At 63.1% G+C, this 24674-nt stretch carries 18 protein-coding genes, 1 tRNA gene and 1 pseudogene; 19 read left to right on the top strand and 1 reads right to left on the bottom strand.

Annotated features, from left to right (window positions below):
- Window positions 1-31: 31 nt before the first annotated feature.
- The 11 genes from ASE52_RS11420 to ASE52_RS11370 all read left to right on the top strand — a co-directional run bounded on the left by ASE52_RS11420 (window position 32) and on the right by ASE52_RS11370 (window position 13346).
- Window positions 32-1843 (top strand): M61 family metallopeptidase, encoded by a 1812-nt coding sequence (locus ASE52_RS11420; protein ID WP_057227181.1) that lies wholly within the window; start codon window positions 32-34, stop codon window positions 1841-1843.
- Between the two features lie 114 nt (window positions 1844-1957).
- Entirely contained in the window at window positions 1958-2737 is a 780-nt protein-coding gene (locus tag ASE52_RS11415; RefSeq protein WP_057226220.1) for an enoyl-CoA hydratase, read from the top strand.
- 25 nt (window positions 2738-2762) lie between these two features.
- Window positions 2763-2839 (top strand) — tRNA-Met (locus ASE52_RS11410).
- A 222-nt stretch (window positions 2840-3061) separates the two neighbouring features.
- A complete protein-coding gene (locus tag ASE52_RS11405) occupies window positions 3062-3466 on the top strand; it encodes a hypothetical protein (RefSeq protein WP_140426218.1) in 405 nt (134 codons plus the stop codon).
- A 96-nt stretch (window positions 3467-3562) separates the two neighbouring features.
- Window positions 3563-4906 (top strand): tRNA (N6-isopentenyl adenosine(37)-C2)-methylthiotransferase MiaB, encoded by a 1344-nt coding sequence (gene miaB, locus ASE52_RS11400; RefSeq protein WP_057226216.1) that lies wholly within the window; start codon window positions 3563-3565, stop codon window positions 4904-4906.
- A 52-nt stretch (window positions 4907-4958) separates the two neighbouring features.
- A complete protein-coding gene (locus ASE52_RS11395; protein ID WP_057227179.1) occupies window positions 4959-6392 on the top strand; it encodes an ATP-binding protein in 1434 nt (477 codons plus the stop codon).
- A 55-nt stretch (window positions 6393-6447) separates the two neighbouring features.
- Window positions 6448-7068 carry a hypothetical protein gene (locus ASE52_RS11390; RefSeq protein WP_057226214.1) on the top strand — a complete coding sequence of 207 codons (621 nt, stop codon included), beginning with the start codon at window positions 6448-6450 and terminating at the stop codon, window positions 7066-7068.
- A gap of 30 nt (window positions 7069-7098) precedes the next feature.
- Window positions 7099-8514, top strand: coding sequence for a sigma 54-interacting transcriptional regulator (locus ASE52_RS11385; RefSeq protein WP_057226213.1), 1416 nt, complete (start codon window positions 7099-7101; stop codon window positions 8512-8514).
- A 238-nt stretch (window positions 8515-8752) separates the two neighbouring features.
- Window positions 8753-10267 carry a glucan biosynthesis protein G gene (locus ASE52_RS11380; RefSeq protein WP_057226211.1) on the top strand — a complete coding sequence of 505 codons (1515 nt, stop codon included), beginning with the start codon at window positions 8753-8755 and terminating at the stop codon, window positions 10265-10267.
- On the top strand, window positions 10240-12249 hold the full coding sequence (gene mdoH, locus ASE52_RS11375; RefSeq protein ID WP_057226209.1) for a glucans biosynthesis glucosyltransferase MdoH: 2010 nt from the start codon (window positions 10240-10242) through the stop codon (window positions 12247-12249). The genes ASE52_RS11380 and mdoH overlap by 28 nt, the downstream gene beginning before the upstream one ends.
- A gap of 335 nt (window positions 12250-12584) precedes the next feature.
- Window positions 12585-13346, top strand: a complete 762-nt coding sequence (locus ASE52_RS11370) for a C13 family peptidase (protein WP_241776982.1) — start codon at window positions 12585-12587, stop codon at window positions 13344-13346.
- A gap of 80 nt (window positions 13347-13426) precedes the next feature.
- Here ASE52_RS11370 and ffh read toward each other — a convergent pair whose 3' ends face one another.
- On the bottom strand, window positions 13427-14806 hold the full coding sequence (gene ffh / locus ASE52_RS11365) for a signal recognition particle protein (RefSeq protein WP_010459595.1): 1380 nt from the start codon (window positions 14804-14806) through the stop codon (window positions 13427-13429).
- 69 nt (window positions 14807-14875) lie between these two features.
- Here ffh and ccsA point away from each other — a divergent pair, with 69 nt between their 5' ends.
- From ccsA to ASE52_RS26290, 8 genes and pseudogenes are all read left to right on the top strand, one after another.
- On the top strand, window positions 14876-15673 hold the full coding sequence (gene ccsA, locus ASE52_RS11360; RefSeq protein ID WP_057226205.1) for a cytochrome c biogenesis protein CcsA: 798 nt from the start codon (window positions 14876-14878) through the stop codon (window positions 15671-15673).
- Window positions 15670-15897: a PP0621 family protein gene (locus ASE52_RS11355; protein WP_057226203.1), complete on the top strand. Its 228-nt coding sequence runs from the start codon at window positions 15670-15672 to the stop codon at window positions 15895-15897. Before ccsA ends, ASE52_RS11355 begins: the two co-directional genes overlap by 4 nt.
- A gap of 8 nt (window positions 15898-15905) precedes the next feature.
- Window positions 15906-17609 (top strand): HAMP domain-containing sensor histidine kinase, encoded by a 1704-nt coding sequence (locus ASE52_RS11350; RefSeq protein WP_057226201.1) that lies wholly within the window; start codon window positions 15906-15908, stop codon window positions 17607-17609.
- Between the two features lie 11 nt (window positions 17610-17620).
- Window positions 17621-19138: a sigma-54 dependent transcriptional regulator gene (locus ASE52_RS11345; protein WP_057226199.1), complete on the top strand. Its 1518-nt coding sequence runs from the start codon at window positions 17621-17623 to the stop codon at window positions 19136-19138.
- Entirely contained in the window at window positions 19122-19751 is a 630-nt protein-coding gene (ampD, locus tag ASE52_RS11340) for a 1,6-anhydro-N-acetylmuramyl-L-alanine amidase AmpD (RefSeq protein WP_057226197.1), read from the top strand. The genes ASE52_RS11345 and ampD overlap by 17 nt, the downstream gene beginning before the upstream one ends.
- A gap of 368 nt (window positions 19752-20119) precedes the next feature.
- On the top strand, window positions 20120-23062 hold the full coding sequence (locus ASE52_RS11335; RefSeq protein WP_010459607.1) for a ribonucleoside-diphosphate reductase subunit alpha: 2943 nt from the start codon (window positions 20120-20122) through the stop codon (window positions 23060-23062).
- A gap of 135 nt (window positions 23063-23197) precedes the next feature.
- On the top strand, window positions 23198-24394 hold the full coding sequence (locus ASE52_RS11330; protein WP_010459609.1) for a ribonucleotide-diphosphate reductase subunit beta: 1197 nt from the start codon (window positions 23198-23200) through the stop codon (window positions 24392-24394).
- Between the two features lie 193 nt (window positions 24395-24587).
- Window positions 24588-24674 (top strand): annotated as a pseudogene (locus ASE52_RS26290) (histone); the annotation flags it as partial.

The raw sequence follows: 24674 nt of genomic DNA, 5'->3' as shown, positions 1-24674 counted from the left end.
CTCCGCGAAGTCCGAACACCAGCAGCAGCCCATGCCCTCACCCCCCAAGCCGGAACCCGCCGCCATCCACTACCGTATTGAGCCGTGGGACCTGCACGCTCATCTATTTCGCATAGCACTGACGATCACCCATCCGAAGGCGCTGCAAGAGGTCTCGCTGCCAACCTGGATTCCAGGGAGCTATCTGGTGCGGGAGTTCTCCAAAAACCTGCAAGAACTGAAAGCCCGCCAGGGCAAGCAGGAGGTGAAGCTCACGCAACTGGACAAGCACCGGTGGCAAGCAGACTGCAGCGCGCACAAGCCACTGGTCCTGACATATGTCGTCTGCGCCTACGACACCTCGGTGCGCACAGCCTGGCTTGACGCATCGCGCGGTTTTTTCAATGGCACCAGTCTGTGCCTGCGCGTGCACGGGCAGGAGAAGCAACGCCACACGCTCGATATTGCAAGCACATCTGCCACAGCCGCCTGGTCGGCGGCCACCGGACTCTCTCCCCTCAAGATAGACAAGAAGGGTCTTGGCCTCTACGTGGCGACAAACTACGACGAGCTGGTCGATTGCCCGGTAGAGATGGGCCTGTTCTGGACCGGCCGTTTCACAGCCTGCGGTGTTCCGCACCGCTTTGTGGTGGCCGGAGCGGCTCCCTCTTTTGACGGCAAACGCCTGCTGGGAGACACCCAGAAGATCTGTGAGACCGCGATCCGCTTCTGGCATGGCGAGGGCAAGGCTCCTTTCAAGAGCTACCTGTTCATGCTCAACGCCGTGGGCGACGGCTACGGGGGGTTGGAGCACCGCAACTCCACCGCACTCATCTGCGGCCGGCGCGACCTGCCACGGATGGATGAGACCCGAACTGGCGATGGATACACCACCCTGTTGGGACTGATCAGCCATGAGTACTTCCACTCCTGGAACGTCAAGCGGCTGCGCCCCGCTGAGTTTGCCGAATACGACTACGCGCGGGAAAATTACACAGAACTGCTGTGGTTCTTCGAGGGCTTCACCAGCTACTACGACGACCTGCTGCTGCGCCGCGCCGGATTGATCGATGATGCGGTCTATCTGAAGCTCGTCACCAAGACCATCAACCAGGTACTGCAGACCCCGGGGCGGACCGTACAGACCGTGGCGCAGTCCAGCTTTGACGCGTGGATCAAGTACTACCGCCAGGACGAAAACACCCCCAACGCGACGGTCAGTTACTACACCAAGGGCTCACTGGTGGCCCTGTGCCTGGACCTCGCCCTCCGCCGTGAGGGAAAGACGAACCTGGACGAGGTCATGCGCACGCTGTGGACGCAGTGCCAGGGTGGCCCGATGACCCAGGAAGATATGCTTGCTGTGTTGAAAGAACTGTCTGGCCGATCTTTCGGTACGGAGCTGGCGCAGTGGGTGCACAGCACCACGGAACTCCCTCTGGTAGAGCTTCTGGAAGCCAACGGTGTGTCACTCAAGGCTGAGACACCCCAATGGGCGCAGCGGCTGGGACTGCGGGTGGGGGAAAACCACAGCATCCATATCAAGACCGTGCTACGAGGCGGCCCTGCCGAAAAGGCGGGCATGGCGCCAGGTGACGAGTGGCTGGGCATCGACGTGAACGGTCAGGGTTGGCGTACTAGCAAACTGGAAGACGTAGCGCTCTACGCTGGCAGCGAGACATCGCTGACCGCTCTGGTGGCACGGGACGGGCGTCTGCTGCGCCTGCAGCTCGATCTCCCAGCCCGCAGCCCGACCGCTCTGTCAAAGAAGGGCTCCCGCAGCACCACGCCGACCACGACGGTGCCAGACACGGTCAGCCTGTCGATTGCCAACGCCGCCGCCGTAGGGCGCTGGCTGAACTGAACAGGGGACATGCGTCTGGCGCGATACGGTGTTTTACCTACCAGCGCGCGGTTCGGGCCTGCTTGGGTATATTCGTCCGTGCAGTCATAACCACCTATAAACCCTGGAGATTTCATGTCCTACGAAACCATCGAGGTCCGCGTCGAAGCGGACAAGGTCGGCATCATCACGCTCAACCGGCCCAAGCAGCTCAATGCGCTGAATGACCAACTCATGAACGAACTGGGCACGGCGCTGAAAGCTTTCGATGCGGACGAAAAAATAGGCTGCATTGTCGTCACTGGCAGCGAAAAGGCGTTTGCGGCAGGTGCTGACATTGGTGCCATGGCGAAATACAGCTTTGCCGACACCTACAAGGGGGACTACATCACCCGCAACTGGGAAGCCATCCGATCCATCCGCAAGCCCGTCATTGCCGCTGTCAGCGGCTTTGCCCTGGGGGGAGGCTGCGAGCTGGCCATGATGTGCGATTTCATCATCGCCGCTGAAAACGCCAAGTTTGGCCAGCCAGAAATCAAGCTGGGCGTGATCCCCGGCGCGGGCGGGACGCAGCGCCTGCCGCGTGCAGTGGGCAAATCCAAGGCGATGGACATGGCCTTGACAGGACGCATGATGGACGCGGTGGAAGCCGAGCGCGCCGGTCTGGTCAGCCGCGTGGTACCCAATGACAAGCTCCTGGACGAAGCGCTGGGTGCCGCCATCATCATTGCAGGCTTCTCACAAATCGCCGTGATGGCAGCCAAGGAATCGGTCAACCGTGCCTTTGAAGGCAGCCTGTCGGACGGCGTGATGTTCGAGCGCCGGCTCTTCCACGCCCTGTTCTCCACCCAGGACCAAAAGGAAGGTATGGACGCTTTCATGAACAAACGCACCGCGAACTTCACACACCAATAATTTTTGTTCTATAATTTGGGGCTTCGGTCGTATAGCTCAGTTGGTTAGAGCGCAGCATTCATAATGCTGATGTCGGTGGTTCAAGTCCACCTACGACCACCAAATCAAACCCACAGTGCGGCAACCCACTGTGGGTTTTTCATTGGTGCCGTGTTGCTGGCGCATGTGCCAGGCATCACTGCATGCCCGTGCAGGCGTGCGTCACCGGCCTCGGATGGCCTGCGGGTTCAAGAGCCCCCTCAAACGGCAGGCACGCCCTAGAATTCTTCTTTCAGCCCCTGGATGTAAACCATGAATCGCTGCACAACCTCCCACGCCTCTCCCATGCGGAATCTCAGTCAGCACCTAGTCGCTGGGCTTGCCAGTGTTTTGCTGCATGCCGCGCTGCCTGCTGCTGCCCAGGTCCAGCCGGGCCTCGGAGGCATGCGCAACTTCCCCGATGCGGCTCTGCGCGGCACCTTGACCCTCAACACGGTGTCGGAGGCCACGCTCAATGGCCGCACCATCCGCATGGCGCCCGGCATGCGGCTGCTAAGCCCACAGAACACGCTGGTCATGGCCCACACTGTGCTAGGCCAGAGTTACAAGGTGAACTACGTCATCGAAACCAGCACAGGCATGCTGATCACCGCGTGGATCCTGACCCAGGGTGAAGCCGAACAACCCCGCAAGGGCAGTGACACGGTCGAGCGCAACTACCGCGCCGAATCCGATCCCATCAAGAAATAACACAGCGACTGCGCCCTACGCCACGGCGCAGTCGATTCAATGCTTGCGGTGCGCAGTGGCGCTCCGCCCTGCCCTTTTTCCGATAGCGAGCCCTCCATGGCCAAAAAAGTCTTTATCAAAACCTTCGGCTGCCAGATGAACGAGTACGACTCGGACAAGATGGCCGACGTGCTCAACGCCGCCCAGGGCTATGAGCCCACGCAAAATGTGGACGAAGCCGACCTCATTCTGTTCAACACCTGCTCGGTACGCGAGAAGGCGCAAGAGAAGGTATTCAGTGACCTGGGCCGCATCAAGCACCTGAAAGCGCGCGGTGTGAAAATCGGCGTGGGCGGCTGCGTTGCCAGCCAGGAAGGCGCCGAGATCATCAAGCGCGCGCCCTATGTGGACGTGGTGTTCGGCCCCCAGACCCTGCACCGCCTGCCTGAGCTGCTGAACCAGCGCGATCGCCTGGACAAGCCCCAGGTGGACATCAGCTTCCCCGAGATCGAGAAGTTCGACCACTTGCCACCGGCGCGGGTCGAAGGTGCGAGCGCCTTTGTCTCCATCATGGAAGGCTGCAGCAAATACTGCAGCTACTGTGTGGTGCCCTATACGCGCGGCGAAGAGGTGAGTCGCCCGTTCGACGATGTGCTCGTGGAGGTGGCGGGCCTGGCCGACCAGGGCGTCAAGGAGATCACGCTGCTGGGCCAGAACGTGAACGCCTACCTGGGAAAGATGGGCGGCACGGCAGAGATCGCCGACTTCGCGCTGCTGCTCGAATACGTGTCTGACATCCCAGGCATCGAACGCATCCGCTACACCACCAGCCATCCCAACGAATTCACGCCCCGGCTGATCGAGGCGTACGCCAAACTGCCCAAGCTTGCCAGCCACCTGCACCTGCCCGTGCAACACGGCAGCGACCGCATCCTGATGGCCATGAAGCGCGGCTACACCGCCATGGAGTACAAGAGCACCGTGCGCAAGCTTCGCGCCATCCGCCCCGACCTGGCCATGAGCAGCGACTTCATCGTCGGCTTCCCGGGCGAGACGGAAGACGACTTCAACAAGATGATGAAGCTGATCGACGACATCCACTTCGACAACAGCTTCAGCTTCATCTTCAGCCCGCGCCCCGGCACGCCTGCCGCCGGCCTGCACGACGGCACGCCACACGATGTGAAGCTGCGCCGCCTGCAGCACCTGCAGGGCGTGATCAACGCCAACATCAAGTCCATCAGCGAAAGCCGCGTGGGATCGGTGCAGCGCATCCTGGTGGAAGGCGCCTCCAAACGCGACGCCACCGAACTGATGGGGCGAACCGAATGCAACCGCGTGGTCAATTTTGTGGGCCAGCCCCGCCTGGTGGGCCAGATGGTGGATGTGACGATCACCGAAGCAAAGGCCTACACGCTGCGCGGAGAAGTATGCATCAGCGAGGCGGCGCTCGCTGCCTGACGCGCACCCGACACCCGTGGCAAAACCTGCAGACAACCTGGCGCACGCAGATCTGCACAAGGCCGACGGCCCGCTGCGCGGCCTCTCGTTCCAACAGCTGCTGCTGCTGGCGTTTCTGCTGATAGCAGGATTGCTGGGGGTGAGCTCATTGCGCGCGCTCTACACGCTGGAACAGCTCATGGTTCAAAGCCGCCATGGTGCCGCCGAGGCCATCGCCCTCAGCACAGCTGCCCAGGCGCTGAACCAGCGCGGGCAAGCGCTGGAACGCGCGGCCCGCCAGTCCCTGGTGCTGCGGGATGCGCCGCTGCGCCGCAGCTTCAACGAAATGTCCGTGGAAGCGCAGGCCATTCTCAACCAGTTGCACCAGGGCGGCCTTCCCGAAGACCAGACCAGCCAATGGCGCGCGCACCTCGACGCCGTCAAGGCGCTGCTGGATGCCCCGCCGGAGCGGGCGCTGGAGAACGAGCAACTGGTCGCGGAAAAATTTGTGGCACTGGAGGCACTGCACACTGACATCGTGCAATCGGTCCAGGACATCAATGCCCAACGCAACCGTGCACTGCAGGACCAGGTGGAGGCGAGCCGCAGCAACGTGACGCACCAGGTGGTGGGAGTGATCGTCCTGGCGCTGGTACTGGCCTTGGCGCTGGGCATCTGGCTCGCCCGTCCTTTCAAGCGACTGGAAGGCACGATCCGGCGGTTGGGCGAAAACCAGCTCGAAGCGCCCGTCGTGATCTCCGGCCCCGACGACGTGCGCCGCGTGGGGCAACAGCTGGAATGGCTGCGGCTCAGACTGCTGGAACTGGATTCCGACAAGGCCCGCTTCCTGCGCCATGTCTCGCACGAACTGAAGACACCCTTGGCCGCGCTGCGCGAGGGTGTGGCACTTTTGCAGGACGGAGTGACCGGTGAACTCAATGCCGGTCAGCGCGAAGTGACACAGATCCTTCACCACAATACGCTGGTCTTGCAGGGGGAGATCGAAGCCTTGCTGCGCTTCAATGCAGCGGCCTTTGAGGCGCGCCAGCTGCAGCGGCGCGATACCGACCTGCTCGCGCTGCTGGAAGCCCAAGTGGAGGCCCAGCGCCTGCAGTGGCAAGCCCGGGGCCTGAGGTTACTCGTGGAAGGCCCCGCCGTCTCGTTGCAGATCGATGCCGACAAAATCGCCTCGGCAGTCAGCAACCTGTTGTCCAATGCCATTCGTTTCTCACCCAAGGGTGGAACGGTGCGGCTTGCTCTTTCCCGCCATGCGGACTGCGTGCGCGTGGATGTCTCGGACCAGGGACCCGGCGTGGCCAAAGCCGACCGCGACCGCGTGTTTGAGCCCTTTTACCGGGGCATACGCCAGCCCGACGACGCCGTGCGAGGCACCGGAATCGGGCTGTCGATCGTCCAAGAGTACGTCGTCGCCCACGGCGGCAGCGTGCGGCTGGTGGAAGATGGCGTCCACTCCTTTTTTCGCATGGAACTACCGCATGCTGCCTAGCAGTCTTTCCGCACACCCGCTCCACCCACGCCCGCTGAACCTTCCGGCGTGGGTCTTGTTGCTGGTGGCGGCACTCACGATGGCAGGCTGCAATGCAACCGCCCCCCAGGCAGTGGCCGCACCTACACAGCCCACGGCCATTGCGCCCCCACCCTCCGTGGCGGCGGAATCTCCCAACGCCCGCCAGATCTCCGCCACGGAGCCCCCCCAGGATGCAGCCCCGGTGTTGCAGTTGCTGGCGCAAACGGACCGTACCCTGCGCATGGCCCCCGCAGAACTGGCCAAAGAGATTGCCCGCCTGGGAGAGGCGGAAGATGCATCGGTGGAGACCTCGCTTCTTCTGGCCACAGCGCTGGCGCAAACGCGCCAACCCGTCGATACGGCCCGCGCCCTGGGCCTGGTGCAGCGCGTGATGGGCAACACCGCGGCTGCGGCGCAAGTCCTGCACCCCTTGGCGCGACTGATGGAATCGCGGCTTCTGCAGCAACGCCGACTGGAAGACCAACTGGAGCGGCAAACCCAACAACTGCGCGAAGCGCAGCGCCGCAATGATCAACTCAATGAGCGGCTGGAGGCGGTGCGCGCTATCGAACGCAGCCTGACCACACGCCCGGCCCCGCTTCCCGCGGCACCGGCATCTCTCCCGGGCAGCAGCCCCCAACGCCCAGCGCCCTGACCTTCTCCAGAAGGTGCGAAAGAACCCGCCATGGCAGCCACCTCCACCCCATCCCGCGCAACGCCACGCGCCCGTGTCCTCGTGGTGGACGACGATGCCGACATGCTGCGACTGCTGTCGCTGCGCCTTCAGGCCGCAGGATACGACGTGGTCGCCGTGGGCTCGGCCGAGGCGGCGCTGGCCCAGCTGGACATGGCGCGCCCGCAGCTCGTGCTGAGCGATGTGCGCCTGCCTGGGCGAGACGGCCTCGCGCTGTTCGACGAAGTGCGTGCGCGGCACCCTTCGCTGCCGGTCATCCTGCTCACTGCGCACGGCACCATTCCCGATGCCGTGGAAGCCACGTCACGCGGGGTATTCACCTACCTCACCAAACCCTACGACGGCAAAGAACTGCTGGAAAAAATTGCCCAGGCCCTTGCCCTGAGCGCACCTGCCGTCACACATGCCCATGCCAACGAGGCTTGGCGCGCCGAGATCGTGAGCCGCTCCAACCGCATGACCGACCTGCTGGCCGAGGCCTACATGGTGGCCCAGTCGGACGCCAGCGTGCTGCTGCTGGGCGATAGCGGCTCGGGCAAAGAGCTGCTGGCCCAGGCCATCCACCGCGCCAGTCCGCGGGCACGCCACCCCTTTGTGGCCGTCAACTGCGGCGCCATCCCCGAAGCCCTGCTCGAATCCGAACTGTTTGGTCACGTCAAAGGTGCCTTTACCGATGCAGTGAGCAACCACAAGGGGCTGTTCCAGGCTGCGGAAGGCGGCACCTTGCTGCTGGACGAAATTGGAGACATGCCGCCCGCCCTGCAGGTCAAGCTGCTGCGGGTGCTGCAAGAGCGTGCTGTACGCCCCGTGGGGGCCAGCCAGTCGATTCCCATCGACGTGCGCATCATCTCGGCCACACACCGCGATCTGGAGGCCGCCATGGCCACGACCCAGTTCCGCGAAGACCTGTACTACCGGCTCAATGTGGTCACACTGGCGCTGCCCACCCTCGCAGACCGTCGCGAGGACATCGCGTTGCTGGCCAACCACTTTCTCGACAAGCTGGCGCGCAAGTACGACAAGCGCCTGTCGGGCTTCGCGCCCGAGGCGCTCAAGGCCCTCACCCTGGCCGCTTGGCCCGGCAATGTGCGCCAGCTCTACAACGTCGTCGAACAGGTGTGCGCCCTGTCCACCACGCCACTGGTGCCCCTGACGCTGGTACAGCGCGCATTGCGCACGCCGTCCACCCAGGTGCTGAGCTTTGCCGAGGCCCGCCAGCGCTTTGAGCGCGAGTACCTGGTGGGTCTGCTCAAGATGACGGATGGCAATGTGGCCGACGCCGCGCGCCTGGCACAGCGCAACCGCACGGAGTTCTACAGGCTGCTGCAAAAACATGCACTGACCCCCGGGCACTTCAAGAACGACGCAGCAGACAATGAAGACGTCGCTGATGAGCGACACGACTAAGCCTTTGATTTTCCTCAGTTTTTCTCAAGCGCTTCGCCTCGCTGTCGCCACATGGCGACAGAAACTCTGTATTTGCACGCCGATCCACGGACTGCACAACTGCTTACATGCGGTTAGCTACATAAGCCATTGATTTAAAACATTTTTTCCAAGCTGGCACAGGGTTTGCCCTAGTTCCAGCATGCAAGCTGTTTTTTCTCACCGTTCACGCTTCACCGGTCGGCTCCCCCAGGCCGCAATGGCGCTGGCCACCGCCCTGTTGGCAGGCGCAGCACAGGCACAGAGCTTCGATTTCGACAGCGTCACCCGCATGGCCCGGGAACGGTCGGAGAAGCCGTATCGCACATCCAGCGACAAGCTCCCCGCCGACCTCGCCAAACTCAACTACGACCAGGTGCGCGACATCCGCTGGCGCCCCGACCGTGCCCTGTGGCGCGCCGAAAAGTTGCCGTTCGAGGCCATGTTCTTCCACCTGGGTCTGTACCAGAAGGAGCCGGTGCTGATCAATGAAGTGACGCCCCAAGGCGCGCGCCACATCGGCTACAGCCGTGCGGACTTCGACTACGGCAAGAACCAAGTGCGGCCCGAGGCCTGGGGCGACCTGGGCTTTGCGGGCTTTCGCCTGCACAACCACCTCAACTCCAGCGCCTACAAGGATGAACTGGTGGTCTTCCAGGGCGCCAGCTACTTCCGCGCACTGGGCAAGGGCCAGCAGTACGGCCTGTCCGCGCGCGGACTGGCCATCGACACCGTGGGTGGCAGTGGCGAAGAGTTCCCACGCTTCACCGAGTTCTGGCTGGTGCGGCCCGATCCCTTGTCCACGCAAGTCACGGTGTATGCGCTGCTCGATTCGCCGCGCGCCACTGGCGCCTACCGCTTCGACATCCAGCCGGGCACGCAGACCACCACTACCGTGCGCAGCCGCATCTTTGTGCGGCCCGGCGTCGGCAACAAGCCCATCGCCACGCTGGGCATTGCGCCGTTGACCAGCATGTTCTTCTTCGGCGAGAACCAGCCCCGCAAGGACGACTTCCGGCCCGAGGTACACGACTCCGACGGCCTGATGATCGCTACCGGCGAGGGCGAGTGGCTATGGCGCCCGCTGCAGAACCCCAAGCAGACCCTGGTCACGTCGTTCGCCACAAAGAACCCCAAAGGTTTTGGCCTGATGCAGCGTGATCGCCAATGGGCGAACTATGAGGACGTGGAAGCCCGGTATGAGCGCCGCCCCAGCGCCTGGGTGCGCCCCCTGCACGACTGGGGCGCAGGCCGCGTGGAACTCGTGCAGCTCAACACCCCCGATGAGACGCACGACAACATCGTGGCGTATTGGGTGCCTGCCCAGATGCCCGCACCCGGCCAGCCCCTGGAATTTGCCTACGAGCTGAGCTGGCAAGGCGATGAGCAGCAGCGGCCGCCCGGCGCCTGGGCCACGCAATCGCGACGCGGCATGGGCTACACCAAAGAGACCGCAGCCGCCTTGCGCCAGCAGGCGCAGTTTGTCGTCGACTTCGACGGCCCCGCACTCAAGGCCCTGCCGGCCGAAGCTGTCGTCAAGGCGGTGGTGAGCGCCGACGCCAACGGCAAGGTGCTGGAAAACATCGTCTACCGCAATCCCGCCACCGACCAGTGGCGCATGACTGTTCGCGTACAGCGCCAAAAAGCCGATCGTCCGATCGAGCTGCGCGCTTTTCTTCAACACGACAACAACGCTGTGAGTGAAACATGGACGCACATCATTCTTCCCGAGTAAGCCCCACGGTGCACCACCACCCCCAGCGCAGCGCACTGCGCGAGGAACGGCACCCGAATGCCGTCACCGCACCGCCGGTCCACCGAGGCTCCATGGCGCCCGTCCCCTGGCGCGGCTTCTGGAACAGCGTGGGCACAGCCCTGCTTCTCAAGCTGACCGGTCGCGCCAAGGTCAGCCATCCCACATCACCCGAAAACCGGCCAACCCAGGCATGGGAAGGCGCCGCGCAGCGCCGCCGTTGGACCTTTGCCGTGCTGACCGTGCTGACCACGGCCCTGGCAAGTTTTCTGTTTGCGGGGGTGCAACCCGAGTATGAGAACCCCTGGTTGGGCTACGGCCAGATCGCACTGTTCGCGCTGCTGTCTGCCTGGGTGGTCACAGGCTTCCTCACGGGGCTGATGGGCTTTTGGGTGATGCTGCGCGGCGACAAACATGCGCTGTCCGTACGCAGCGTTGTGGAGCATGCGCTGGCGCCTGACGCGCGCACGGCCATCATCATGCCAATCTGCAACGAGGACGTGGCCACGGTGTTTGCAGGGCTGCGGGCAACGTGCGAGTCGGTGGCATCCACCGGCCACGGGGCCACCTTCGACGTGTACGTGCTGTCCGACAGCTATGACCCCGCCATCGCCCGGGCCGAGCGCGCCGCATGGGAAGAACTGCGCAGCGCCCTGGCACAGCACAGCCAACAACCGCAAGTGCAGGTGTACTACCGCCTGCGCGCCCGCCGCACACACCGCAAGGCCGGCAACGTGGCGGACTTCTGCCGCCGCTGGGGCCGGGACTACCGCTACATGGTGGTGCTGGACGCCGACAGCGTGATGAGCGGTGACTGCATCGTCTCGATGGCCAAGCTCATGGAAGCCAACCCCACGGCTGGCATCATCCAGACCGCGACGCAGGCCATTGGCCACGTCACGCTGCACGCCCGCGCGCAGCAGTTCGCATCGCGTGTCACGGGCCGTCTGTTCACGCTGGGCATGCAGTACTGGCAGCTGGGCGAATCCCACTATTGGGGCCACAACGCGATCATCCGCGTGGCTCCCTTCATGGAACACTGTGCACTGGCCCCCATCAAGGGCAAAGGCGGCCTGGCGGGCGGCATCATGTCGCACGACTTTGTCGAAGCTGCGCTGATGCGCCGCGCCGGCTACCACGTGTGGCTGGTATCGGACCTGATCGGCAGCTATGAACAGCAGCCCCCCGACCTGCTGGCCGAGCTGCAGCGCGACCGCCGCTGGTGCCAGGGCAATCTGCAGAACGCACGCCTGATGGCCGAACCTGGCATCCACGCCGTGCACCGCTCGATGTTCATCACAGGGGCCATGGCCTACCTGTCGGCACCGTTGTGGCTGGCCTTCCTCACGCTGGGCACGGCCCTGTGGCTTTCGGGCGCCAAGCTCGTGGCCGACTGGCACATTCTGCCGGCCGAACTGCTCTCGCTGTGGGCATGGACGCTGTGTATGCTGTTCCTGCCCCGCATCCTGGGCGTGGCCGCCGTGTTCATGCGCCGCGAGCAAAAGGAGTACGGCGGCACCGTCAGCCTGCTCAAGAGCGCTGCGCTGGAGAGCGTGTTGGCCATCCTGCAGGCCCCTATCCGCATGTTGGCGCATTCGCTGTTTGTACTGATTGCACTCACAGGCCTGAAGCTGGAATGGAAGTCGCCCCCGCGCGAAGCCCACGCCGTGCCGTGGCGCCATGCCGCACGCCAGCTGGCTCCGATGAGCCTGGTGATTGGTCTTCTGGCCGTGGGCGTGGCATTGATCGACAGCAGCGCCTTGTTGTGGCTCATGCCCGTCGGACTGCCGCTGGCCTTGGCGATTCCGCTGGCTGTATTGACGAGCCAGATCGCTCTGGGCAAGGCCATGCGCGCGCAACGCCTTCTGCTCATCCCCGAGGAATCCTGGTCGCCCCCCGTGCTGCGCCGTGCATGGTTGCACGCAAGCCGACTGGCACGACCAGCGCCGCTGGCAACGCTGTGAAAGTGTGAGAAATTTCACACAAACCACAAGCCGGTGCATGCACCGGCTTTTTTGATATCGCTACCATATCAATAGCAATAAAATGTTTACCATCAAGCGTAAGGGCCTGAAAATAGCATAAACATGGAGCATCAATACGCTCTGAACCTCGGTCTTGCGCCCGTTACGATGCGTATCCTTTCCACCCAGCCCCTATACCTAAAACCGCTTATTGCGGTTTTAGGCAGTGCGCGGCCCCGCTATCAATGCCCTCGTCTCTGTTTTCACCTGTCGCCCACTGGCGGCTGTTCCGCGCAAGCACACTCACCCTGGCTGTAGCACTCACAGGCTGCGCCATGCCCCCCGCGCAAGCGCCTGTCACAGCATCTGCCCCGGTCGCCGCACCAGCACCCCCTCCTCCTCCCCCCGAGCCCCCAGGGCGCGTCATCTTTGCGGGATTTGCGATGCATTCGCAGTCCAAAGCCTTTCGCAATGACGTGCTGCTCGCCGAAAAGCTGGTCAAAGCCATCGATCCAAATGCGCTGATGCTCAAGCTGGCCAATCCTGCACGCGACCAGCCCACCGATTGGCCACAGGCCACCCCAGAGAATTTTTCGCTGGTGATGTCAAAAATGGCTGAAGTGGCGCGCCCGCAAGACCGCGTTTTGCTGCTCATATCGACCCACAGCAACCCCGGCCTGCTAAATATCAGCGTGGGCGGCAAACACGTACCGCCCATCACCACCAAAGCCCTCAGCGATGCGCTGGCGCCGCTGAACAAGGTGCCCACGCTGGTGGTGCTTTCCGCCTGCTACAGCGGTGCGTTCGTCGAGCCCCTGAAGGCTCCGAACCGGGTGGTGCTCGCGGCCACGGACGTGGGCCGCACCACCTTCAATTGCCAATACAACGGCAACAACACGCCATTTGCCGAAGCGCTGTTTAGCCAGTCAGGTGCAGAAAACCGTTCGATGACCGATTGGATGGGAGAAGCGCAAAAGGCCATCGCAGCACAGGAAAAGCGCCGCAAGGTCTCAGCGTCCCAGCCACGCATCTTTGTCGGAGACAAGGCCAAGGCCTGGGCAGACCAACCCCTCAAGAACTGGCTGCAAGAGCCGTAGGCACGGCCGCTTCCAAGAATGCAAAAACCCTGAAGAAGCAGCGCCTCTTCAGGGTTTTTTCATGCCAGTGCCCGCGGTGCTCAGAAAGGCATCTTGGGCATGCCGCCCCCGCCCATGCCCTTCATGCCGCCCATCTTCTTCATCATCTTCATCAGGCCGCCGCCCTTCATCTTTTTCATCATGCCCTGCATCTGCTCAAACTCCTTGAGCAGGCGGTTGACTTCCTGCACATGCACGCCCGCGCCGCCCGCGATACGCTTCTTGCGTGTGGCCTTGATGAGGTCGGGCTTGCGGCGCTCCAGCGGCGTCATGCTCTGGATGATGCCTTCCTTGCGCTTGATGTCCTTCTCGGCCTTGTCCATGTCCACGGCACCGGCCTTGGCGGTGAGGTGCGACGGCAGCTTGTCCATCAGGCTGGAAAGCCCACCCATCTGTTTCATCTGCTGAATCTGAGAGAGGAAGTCGTTCAGATCGAATCCGTCACCGCTCTTGACCTTGGCCGCCAGTTTTTGCGCCGCCTCCATGTCCACACCGGCGGTGACCTGCTCCACCAGCGCCACGATGTCGCCCATGCCCAGAATGCGGCCCGCGTGGCGCTCGGCATCGAACACTTCCAGGCCATCGAGCTTTTCGGACACCCCGGCGAACTTGATGGGGGCCCCCGTGATCTGTCGCACCGAAAGCGCGGCACCACCACGCGAATCGCCATCGAGCTTGGTCAACACGATCCCGGTGAGAGGCAACGCCTCCTTGAAGGCCTTCGCGGTGTTGATCGCATCCTGCCCCTGCATGGCATCGACCACGAACAGCGTTTCCACCGGGTTCAGCGCTGCGTGCAGGTCTTTGATTTCCTTCATCAGGACTTCGTCGATAGCCAGGCGACCAGCGGTGTCGACCAGCAGCACGTCGAAGTAATGCTTCTTGGCATAGTCGAGCGCGGCCAGGCCGATATCGAGCGGCTTCTGGTCAGGCGTGCTCGGGAACCACTCCGCACCGGCCTGTTTGGTGACCGTCTTGAGCTGCTCGATGGCCGCAGGACGGTACACGTCGCCCGAGACGGTGAGCACCTTCTTCTTGCGCTTTTCGATCAAATGCTTGGCCAGCTTGGCTGTGGTGGTGGTCTTGCCCGCGCCCTGCAGGCCGGCCATCAGGATCACGGCCGGTGGCTGGGCGGCCAGATTGATATCGGCCACCCCTTCACCCATGGTGGCGGCGAGTTCCCGGTTGACGATACTGACCAGTGTCTGCCCAGGCTTGAGTGAACCCAACACTTCCTGACCCAGGGCCTTGTCCTTGACCCGGGCAATGAAGTCGCGCACCACCGGCAAGGCTACGTCGGCCTCCAGCAGCGCCATGCGCACTTCGCGCAGCATGTCCTGCACGTTGGATTCGGTGATGCGGGCCTGGCCACGCATCTCCTTGACGAGGCGTGTGAGTTTGTCGGTAAGGGCGGAGGCCATAGGGAAGATGTCCGGTATTGCCTGCGCGTCAGGGTGCTGGCGGTGGGGCGAAAGGCTAAACTGCGATCCATGATTTTACCCAGTGCTTCCCCCGCCAGCTGGCTACTGGCCCTAGCCGCTGCCGTGGCATACGCCGTGCCCGCCGCCGCGTCCTCACGGCTGGGGGCCACAGCGGCACGCAATGCGCTGCTGGTGGCCTGGGTACTGCACGGCGCGGTACTGGTATGGGGCTTGTGGGGCGACACCCCCCGATTTGGTTTTGCGCCCGCCTTGTCGATGACCGCCTGGTTGGTGTTGACGGTGTATGCGGTAGAGCGACAGCTCTTTCCGCAGATGCAGTCGCGCTGGGTTCTGGCGGCACTGGGCGCCGTGGCCATCGTGCTGGCCGTGCTCTTTCCAGGCCAGCCGCTGCATGTAGCGGCTTCCGCCTGGCTGCCGCTGCACCTGGCATTGGGCATTGCCTGTTACGGTTTGTTTGCCGCCGCCGTGGTGCACGCCTGGCTCATGACACGCGCAGAGCAGCGCATCCGCCAGGCCGAAGACCCCCACAGCGGCATCCCCTTGCTCACACTGGAGCGCCTGACCTTCCGCTTTGTGACGGCAGGCTTCATCCTGCTGACCGCCACCCTGCTGGCGGGCTGGCTGTTTGGCGACACGCTGTACGGCAGGGCTTGGCGATGGGACCACAAGGCTGTGTTCTCGCTGCTGTCCTGGCTCACGTTTGCAACCCTGCTTGTGGGACGAGCCCGCTTCGGATGGCGGGGCCGCAGCGCCGTGCGCGTGCTTTATGCAGGCGCGGCACTGCTTTTGCTGGCCTATGTGGGCTCCCGCTTTGTCATGGAAGTCGTTCTGGGCCGCAGCGTATGAAATACCTGGTCTTGCTGGTGGTCCTGGCCATCGCCATCGGTATCTGGCGCAGCCGCCGCGTGCCGGATGCAACCCCTTCAAAACCGCCTGCGCCACCACTGGCGCTCCCTCAGAACATGCTGGCCTGCGCCCACTGCGGCATCCACATTCCGCAGGCCGAAGCCTTGATGGTCGGCAGCAACGCCTACTGCTGCGCAGAACACCGGCACCTGGGCCCCGCCTGATTCCGACCATGCGCACGCTGCCCCCTGGCTCCTTGACATCCGTCATCGATGCGCCGTTTGTGCGCCTGTGGCGCGGCTTTCTGACAGGCCGTGTCATGGTGGCGCTGGCCCTGTTGGTGCTGCAAGGGGCTGGGCAGGTTATCAACCAAGCCACCGAGCCGGCCGTGCTGGCGGTGTGCGCGGCCTATCTGGTGGCCGCCACCATGCTGCGTGTGCTGGCAAGGCACAAACCACCCTCGCCCAGGGTTGGCCCCCAGTGGCTGCCATCCATCGGGCTGGACCTTGCCGCAATTACCGCGCTGCAACTGCTGAATGCGGGCACCATGAACTACACCCCCCTGTTCGGCCTGCCCATTCTGATGGCGGCCGTGCTCGGGACGCTGACCCTGGCACTTGGCACCACGGCGGGCGTCACGCTGCTGCTGCTGGGCTGGGCCTGGTGGCTGGGTTCGGGCACCGCAGGCGACGACGCGCCACGCTACCTGCAAAGCGCGCTGACCGGAACAGGCTATTTCATCGTGAGCTACCTGGTGCACCAGCTCGCGACACGCCTGGCGCGCGAGCAGGAGGTGGCGCAGCAGAGCCAGGTCACCGCCCGGGTGCAGACACAGGTCAGCGCACTCGTCATCCAGAACCTGACCGACGGGGTACTGGTGGTGGACGAAAGTGATGTCGTGCGCATCGCAAACCCCGCAGGACTCCAGTTGCTTGGTGGGACGTCCCTGCCCGAACTGCCGTTCATCCTGGCATCCGAAGCCCCCTGGAATCCGCTCGTTATCCTGGCGCGGCGCACCTTCCGCCAGGAGCAGTCCCAGACCGCTGACGTGGATCTGCTGCATCCGGGGCAAAGTCCCACCGGACTGCATGTACGCACCTGGTTGACTTCGACGCGCGAGGCCGCGCGCCAGACACAGACCGAGCGGCTGTGCGTGATGTTCCTGCACGACCTGCGCGAAATGGAAGCCCGCCTGCGCACGGAAAAACTCGCCGCCATGGGTCGCATGTCGGCCGCTGTGGCCCATGAAATCCGCAACCCGCTGGCCGCGATCGTGCAGGCCAACGCCTTGCTCGAAGAAGATCTGCACGACCCGGCACAAAAGCGCCTGGCCCACATGGTGCAGCAGAATGCCGACCGCCTTGCGCGCATTGCCGAGGAAGTGCTGGACATTGCCCGTGTGCAGCACCAGATCAGCCACGCGCCAGCGTCCACGTTGCCGCTGGACGAAACGGTATCGCAGGTATGGAATGACTGGCAGGCACAGGACCCCGTGCAGCGCCGGGCGGTGGTGATGCTGGAAGCTGGCAATACGCAGGTGGAATTCGACACCGAGCACCTGCGCCGCGTGCTCGTGAACCTGCTGGACAATGCACTGCGCTACGTGGGCCAGGAGCCGGACTCCCTCACGGTGACCACCCGCACCTTGCCCTCTGGCCAGACCAGCCTGCAAGTCTGGAGCGACGGTGCTCCCATGGACAAATCCGTAGAGCGCCATCTGTTCGAACCATTTTTTTCGTCCGAAAGCCGCTCCAGCGGTCTGGGCCTTTATATTTGCCGCGAGCTGTGCCAGCGCCATGGGGCGTCCATCAGCTACCAGCGGCTTACCCGCACCACCCTGCGGGGCGAGGTGGGAGGCAACGCCTTCACCATCGGCTTTCGCCGCACCACACGCCCTGCCGAAGCCGCCACGCTGTTTGACACCATCGTGGTCTGAAACGCCTTGCCATGAACGCCCCTACTGCTTCCATCCTCGTCGTGGACGACGAACCTGACCTGCGCACCTTGTACGAGCTGACCTTGCTGCGCGAAGGCTACCGTGTGGAAACCGCATCCAGCGTCCAGGAGGCTCGCGATCAGCTCAAAGCCCACCGTTTCGATGCCGTCATCACCGACATGCGCCTGCCTGACGGCTTCGGCATGGAACTGCTGCAGGACCTGCGCGACCAGCAGCGCCGTGAGCGCTGCGTGGTCATGACGGCGTATGGGTCGGCCGAGAACGCCGTGGAAGCCCTGCGCTCCGGTGCGTTTGACTACCTGACCAAGCCCGTGGACCTGAAGCAGTTCCGTTCGGTGGTCGCATCGGCCGTGCAGGGTACGGGGGGCGTCCCTGCGCCCCGGGCAACACGTACGGGGGGCGTACAAGGTCGGCAGGGCACTTTCAGCGCAGATCCCTTAGCGGCGGGCTCCGCGCTGGACCGGATGGTGGGGGCCTCCGAGGCCATCCGCAACGTCAAGCAGCGGGTGGCCAAGGTGGCGCGCGGCATGGCGCCCGTGCTGATTCATGGTGAATCCGGCACGGGCAAGGAATTGGTGGCGCAGGCGCTGCATGCCAGCAGCCAGCGTGCAGATGGGCCGCTGGTGGCCGTGAACTGTGGCGCCATCCCCGAGAACCTGCTGGAGGCGGAATTTTTTGGAGCCCGAAAAGGTTCCTACACCGGCGCCAACCAGGACCGGGATGGCTACTTTCAGGCCGCCCGTGGCGGCACACTTTTTCTGGACGAAATCGGTGACCTGCCCCTGGCCATGCAGTCCAAATTGCTGCGCGCCATCCAGGAGCGGAGCGTGCGGCCGCTGGGTTCCACCCAGGAAGAGACGGTGGATGTGCGCATCGTCAGTGCCACGCACCGCGACCTGGCCGCAGACGTGCAATCGGGCCGCTTCCGGCAGGATCTCTACTACCGGCTCAATGTGATCGAGATCGTGATCCCCCCGTTGCGCGAACGGCGCGAAGATCTGCCTGTGCTGTGCTCCGCGCTGCTGGCGCGCATTGCCCAGGAGTCCGGCATGCCGGTGCCCTCCCTTACAGAGCATGCGCTCCAGGCCATTGCGGCGCACCCCCTGACCGGCAACGTCCGGGAACTGGAAAACCTGCTGCACCGGGCCGTGGCGCTCAGTGACGGGGACGAACTGAATGTGGATTGGCCCTCCGGCACCCCAGACCCGCTGAAGGCGCGCCCGATTACAGCGCCCGCCCTTCCCAACCACGCCGAGGCGCAGGCCCCCTACCTACCACCAGCGCCCGCCACCAATGTGGGCGGCTCGGTAGCTCTGCCCAATGACCTTCAGGCTTGGCTGGACCAGCAGGAGCGGGACATCCTGATCCGCGCCCTGCGCGAGGCGGGCTTCAACCGGACCGCAACTGCAGCCCGGCTGGGCATCAGCCTGCGCCAAATACGCTACCGCATCGCCCGGCTGAACATCGCCGTTCCCAATGACCAGGACCCGCATGACGAAATCGGCTGAAGCGGAGCCAGACGGACTCCCGCCTTGGGATGGGGGGTGGCACCGCGCAGCCACAAGACTGGAATCCCCCAACCACGGCTTGCGTCCCACCGCAGCAGCGTCCTTCATCGACCTGATCGTGGTGCACTCCATCAGCTTGCCGCCAGGCGAATACGGAGGGAACGCAGTGCAACAGCTGTTCACCAACACGCTGGACTGGGACGCTCATCCGTACTACCAGAGCATCCGAGGCTTGGCGGTGTCGTCGCATTTCTTCATTGACCGCGCTGGCGCCCTTTGGCAGTTTGTGGACTGCGACCGCCGGGCTTGGCACGCTGGCCAGTCGGCCTATCGCGGGCGCGGCCAGTGCAATGACGATTCGATCGGCATTGAACTGGAGGGCCTTGAGGGGCTGGCGTTCGAGTCCGCGCAGTACCAGACACTGGCCATGCTCTGCCGGGACATTGAGCAGCGCTACCCCATCGAACACATCGCCGGGCATGAACACATCGCACCCGGACGCAAGCAGGACCCGGGGCCGGGGTTCGACTGGGTGCGGGTGCAAAAAGCACTGCACTGGCCACTGCTGCGCTTTCCACCGCCCACCCGGCCCGCCATACAAGCCGCCAGCTGAATGCATGGTGGCAGCGCCACGTCAAGCGACTTTTTTCTTTGTGCAACTGCACATAAGCGGATACCCAGACACCGTGCGGCTTCGGGGAGAAAACCCGCTCGAAACGCTTGTTTTTGCGCGGGTTTTTTTCTACTTTTTCGCAGTGGCAAGGGATTCCAGCAGGGTCATCCCAAGGGCTTCTGGCAGCGCTGACATGCTGTTTCGCTTTTTCCGAGGGTTTAGGGAAGTACACTACCGGTAGTGTCTTGAATGCATATGACACACCATATATAGTGTGCGCCAGACAGTAGTCCGCCGCATCAATCGCACGCTGCGACGGCATCCAAGCCGCGCACCACACCCCAGACAGCCCACAGAAGAGGACCCCCATGCAAGCTGCTTTGAACACGCCTTCCACGCCCCAAGCGATCTCTGCCGAGACCTCGGCCTCCCAGCCCGCACAAACTGCGGCTGGCAACTCGCTGGCGCACTATCAGATCATTCGCCGCAATGGAGCGGTCGTGCCGTTCGAGCCACAGAAAATTGCAGTGGCAATGATGAAGGCCTTCCTGGCAGTGCATGGCACACAAGGCGCAGCGTCCGCCAGCGTGCGCGAGGTCGTGGACACCCTGACCCACAACGTCACCCGGGCCCTGGTGCGCTCGCGCCCCGGCGGCGGCACCTTCCATATTGAAGACGTACAGGACCAGGTGGAACTGGGCCTGATGCGTGGCGGCCACCATGAAATCGCCCGCGCCTATGTGCTGTACCGCGAGCGCCGCACCCAGGAGCGCGCTCGCCAGACCGAGCAGCAAGCTCCGGTGGTGTCTACCCCGCTGCTGCAAGTCATCGACGGTGGCGAGCGCATCGCGCTCGACCCCAGGCGGTTGCAAGCATTGATTGAGTCTGCCTGCGTGAACCTGGGCGCCGACGTGAAGGCCGACCCTATCGTGGCCGAGACCATGCGCAACCTGTACGACGGCGTCCCCATGGACGAGGTCTACAAGGCGTCCATCCTGGCGGCACGTACGCTCATCGAAAAAGACCCCGACTACACCTACGCCACCGCCCGCCTGCTGCTGCACACCATCGTGCGTGAAGTACTGGGCCGCGAAGTCACGCAGGATGCAATGGGCCAAGCGTACATCGAGTACTTCCCTCAGTTCATCAAGAAGGGGGTAGACAACGAACTGCTGGACCCGCGCCTGCTGACGTTCGACCTGGCCCGCCTGGGCGCCGCCCTCAAGGCCGACCGCGACCTGCAGTTCGACTACCTGGGCCTGCAGACCCTGTACGACCGCTACTTCCTGCACGTGCGCAAGACCCGCATCGAGCTGCCCCAGTGCTTCTTCATGCGCGTGGCCATGGGCCTGTCGCTCAACGAAGCCGACCGTGAAGCCCGTGCCATCGAGTTCTACGAGATCCTCTCGAGCTTCGACTTCATGTCCAGCACGCCCACGCTGTTCAACAGCGGCACGCTGCGCTCGCAGCTGTCCTCGTGCTACCTGACCACCGTGCCCGACCACCTCGAAGGCATCTACGACTCCATCAAGGAGAACGCGCTGCTGTCCAAGTTTGCCGGCGGCCTGGGCAACGACTGGACCCGCGTGCGGGCCCTGGGCTCGCACATCAAGGGCACGAACGGCGAATCGCAGGGCGTGGTGCCCTTCCTCAAAGTGGTGAATGACACGGCCGTGGCCGTGAACCAGGGCGGCAAGCGCAAAGGCGCCGTCTGCACCTACCTGGAAACCTGGCACCTGGACATTGAGGAGTTCCTGGAGCTGCGCAAGAACACCGGCGATGACCGCCGCCGCACGCACGACATGAACACCGCCAACTGGATCCCCGACCTGTTCATGCGCCGGGTGATGGAAAAGGGCACATGGACCCTGTTCTCGCCCTCCGACGTGCCCGACCTGCACGACCTGTTCGGCACCGCGTTCGAGAAGGCCTACGTGGCCTACGAACAGAAGGCTGCGCGCGGCGAGATCAAGCCCTCCAAGACGGTGCAAGCCACCGACATGTGGCGCAAGATGCTGACCATGCTGTTCGAGACCGGCCATCCCTGGATCACTTTCAAGGATGCCTGCAACGTGCGCTCGCCCCAGCAGCATGCCGGCGTGGTGCATTCGTCGAATCTGTGCACCGAGATCACGCTGAACACCAGCGACACTGAAACCGCCGTGTGCAACCTGGGCTCGGTGAATCTGCTGCAGCATATTAAAGACGGCCAACTCGACCACGACAAGCTCAAGAAGACCATCACCGTTGCCATGCGCATGCTGGACAACGTGATCGACATCAACTACTACGCAGTCACGAAAGCCCGTGACTCCAACCTGCGCCACCGCCCGGTAGGTCTGGGTGTGATGGCATTCCAGGACAGTCTGTACGAGTTGCGCATTCCCTACGCCTCGCAGGCGGCCGTGGAGTTCGCCGACAAGTCGATGGAAGCCATCTGCTACTACGCCTACTGGGCCTCGACCGAGCTGGCCAAGGAACGCGGCCAGTATTCCAGCTACAAGGGCTCACTGTGGGACCAGGGCATCCTGCCCCTCGATACGCTGGACATGCTGGCCACAGCACGCGGCGGCTATGTGGAAGTGGACCGCTCTGCCACGCTCGACTGGGATGCCCTGCGCAAGAAGATCGCCCAGGACGGCATGCGCAACTCCAACTGCGTCGCCATCGCCCCCACGGCCACCATCTCCAACATCATCGGCGTGGACGCCTCGATCGAGCCTTCGTTCGGCAACCTGTCGGTCAAGTCCAACCTGTCGGGTGAGTTCACCGTGATCAACGGCGGCTTGGTACGCGACCTCAAGCGCCTGGGCCTGTGGGACGACGTGATGATCATGGACCTCAAACACTTCAAGGGATCTTTGCACCCCATCGATCGCGTGCCCCAGGATATCAAGGCTCTGTACTCGACGGCCTTTGAGGTCGAAGCCCAGTGGCTGGTCGAAGCGGCATCGCGTCGCCAGAAGTGGATCGATCAGGCACAGAGCCTGAATATCTATATGGCAGGTGCATCGGGCAAGAAGCTCGACGACACCTACAAACTGGCGTGGATCCGTGGCCTCAAGACCACGTATTACCTGCGCACACAGAGCGCCACGCACGTCGAAATGAGCACCGTGAACACGCGCCAACTCAACGCGGTTTCGTCAGGCAACGACAGCGGCGCATCGTCCGCTTCGGCGCCCGCTCAAGCCCAACCCGGCGCGCTGGAGGCGGCGGCCGCTACAGCCGCCCATCAAGCAGCAGCTGTGCCTGCTACCGACGTTAAGTTCTGCGCCATCGACGATCCCGGTTGCGAAGCCTGCCAATAAGGACTTCGTGCGCGACGCCTCGGACTCTCTTGAGGTGTCGCGCGTGTGCTGTGAAGCAACAAATCGTTGCTGCACAACGCTTCAGTGCTTTTCTTTTTGCAGCACTGCTTTCATAATCCGAACACTGGAAAATCTATGTTGTCCTGGGACGAAGAAGTCAAGCCCTCATCGCAAAATCAACTGGACGGTGGACTGAACAAGAGCCACTCGGTGGGACAGCCGCCCCTGTCTTTCCAGACCCCTTCCTCGCAGGCCGTGCACGCATCGATGACGGCCTCCGCAGCACCGCAAGCAGCGCCCGCCGCAGCCACGCAACGCCGTGTGAACGCTGCCGACAAGCGCATCATCAACGGCCAGACCGACGTCAATCAACTGGTCCCGTTCAAGTACAAGTGGGCGTGGGAAAAGTACCTCGCCACCTGCGCCAACCACTGGATGCCACAAGAGGTGAACATGACGCGCGACATCGCGTTGTGGAAGGACCCGAACGGCCTGACCGAAGATGAGCGCCGCATCATCAAGCGCAACCTCGGCTTCTTCGTGACCGCCGACTCGCTGGCCGCCAACAACATCGTGCTGGGCACCTACCGCCACATCACGGCACCCGAGTGCCGCCAGTTCCTGCTGCGCCAGGCGTTCGAGGAAGCAATCCACACACACGCCTACCAGTACATCGTGGAGTCACTCGGTCTGGACGAAGGCGAGATCTTCAACGCCTACCTGGAAGTGCCATCGATCCGTGACAAGGACCAGTTCCTGATCCCCTTCATCGAAGCGATCATGGACCCCAACTTCCACACCGGCACCTTCGAGACCGACCAGACGCTGCTCAAGTCGCTGATCGTGTTTGCCTGCCTGATGGAAGGCCTGTTCTTCTACGTGGGCTTCACACAGATCCTTGCGCTGGGTCGACAGAACAAGATGACCGGCGCTGCAGAGCAGTACCAATACATCCTGCGTGACGAGTCGATGCATTGCAACTTTGGCATCGACCTGATCAACCAGCTCAAGCTGGAGAATCCACACCTTTGGACGGCCGAGTTCAAGGCCGAGATCAACGCGTTGTTCATGAAAGCCGTGGAGCTCGAGTACCGCTACGCCGAGGACACCATGCCGCGTGGCGTGCTGGGCATGAACGCATCGATGTTCAAGGGCTACCTGCGCTACATCGCCAACCGCCGCGCCACGCAGATTGGACTCGAGACGCTGTTCCCCAATGAGGAGAACCCGTTCCCGTGGATGAGCGAAATGATCGACTTGAAGAAAGAACGCAATTTCTTCGAAACCCGAGTGATTGAATACCAGTCCGGTGGTGCGCTGTCCTGGGACTAGCGCCTCTTTTATTTGCAGGCATCACACCACCATGGATATCTACACCACGCCCACCACAGACAGCGCCTCAGAGCGCCGCCGTGTGGGGCGTTTCCGTGTTCATGGAGATGGAGTTTTTCTCCATCTCCATGGATCGCTTTCTGTCCACTGCAGACAGGAAGTGCTCTTTGCAAATTGACCCAAGGAGAACATGATGGCAACTGCGAAAAAACCAGCCGCTAAGAAGGCTGCACCAGCGAAAAAAGCTGCACCTGCAAAACCAGTAGCAGCGAAGAAGGCT

The organism is Acidovorax sp. Root275, assembly GCF_001428965.1.
GTDB lineage: Bacteria > Pseudomonadota > Gammaproteobacteria > Burkholderiales > Burkholderiaceae_C > Acidovorax > Acidovorax radicis.
Note: the sequence above shows the minus strand (reverse complement) of the source record. Positions and strands in the feature narration are given on the sequence as shown.

Bases quoted from the DNA above. Each gene is read 5' to 3' on its own strand.
- ASE52_RS11420 (WP_057227181.1), top strand. From the start codon at position 32: ATGCCCTCACCCCCCAAGCCGGAACCCGCCGCCATCCACTACCGTATT.
- ASE52_RS11415 (WP_057226220.1), top strand. From the start codon at position 1,958: ATGTCCTACGAAACCATCGAGGTCCGCGTCGAAGCGGACAAGGTCGGC.
- ASE52_RS11405 (WP_140426218.1), top strand. From the start codon at position 3,062: ATGCGGAATCTCAGTCAGCACCTAGTCGCTGGGCTTGCCAGTGTTTTG.
- miaB (WP_057226216.1), top strand. From the start codon at position 3,563: ATGGCCAAAAAAGTCTTTATCAAAACCTTCGGCTGCCAGATGAACGAG.
- ASE52_RS11385 (WP_057226213.1), top strand. From the start codon at position 7,099: ATGGCAGCCACCTCCACCCCATCCCGCGCAACGCCACGCGCCCGTGTC.
- ASE52_RS11380 (WP_057226211.1), top strand. From the start codon at position 8,753: ATGGCGCTGGCCACCGCCCTGTTGGCAGGCGCAGCACAGGCACAGAGC.
- mdoH (WP_057226209.1), top strand. From the start codon at position 10,240: ATGGACGCACATCATTCTTCCCGAGTAAGCCCCACGGTGCACCACCAC.
- ASE52_RS11370 (WP_241776982.1), top strand. From the start codon at position 12,585: ATGCCCCCCGCGCAAGCGCCTGTCACAGCATCTGCCCCGGTCGCCGCA.
- ffh (WP_010459595.1), bottom strand. From the start codon at position 14,806: ATGGCCTCCGCCCTTACCGACAAACTCACACGCCTCGTCAAGGAGATG.
- ccsA (WP_057226205.1), top strand. From the start codon at position 14,876: ATGATTTTACCCAGTGCTTCCCCCGCCAGCTGGCTACTGGCCCTAGCC.
- ASE52_RS11355 (WP_057226203.1), top strand. From the start codon at position 15,670: ATGAAATACCTGGTCTTGCTGGTGGTCCTGGCCATCGCCATCGGTATC.
- ASE52_RS11350 (WP_057226201.1), top strand. From the start codon at position 15,906: ATGCGCACGCTGCCCCCTGGCTCCTTGACATCCGTCATCGATGCGCCG.
- ASE52_RS11345 (WP_057226199.1), top strand. From the start codon at position 17,621: ATGAACGCCCCTACTGCTTCCATCCTCGTCGTGGACGACGAACCTGAC.
- ampD (WP_057226197.1), top strand. From the start codon at position 19,122: ATGACGAAATCGGCTGAAGCGGAGCCAGACGGACTCCCGCCTTGGGAT.
- ASE52_RS11335 (WP_010459607.1), top strand. From the start codon at position 20,120: ATGCAAGCTGCTTTGAACACGCCTTCCACGCCCCAAGCGATCTCTGCC.
- ASE52_RS11330 (WP_010459609.1), top strand. From the start codon at position 23,198: ATGTTGTCCTGGGACGAAGAAGTCAAGCCCTCATCGCAAAATCAACTG.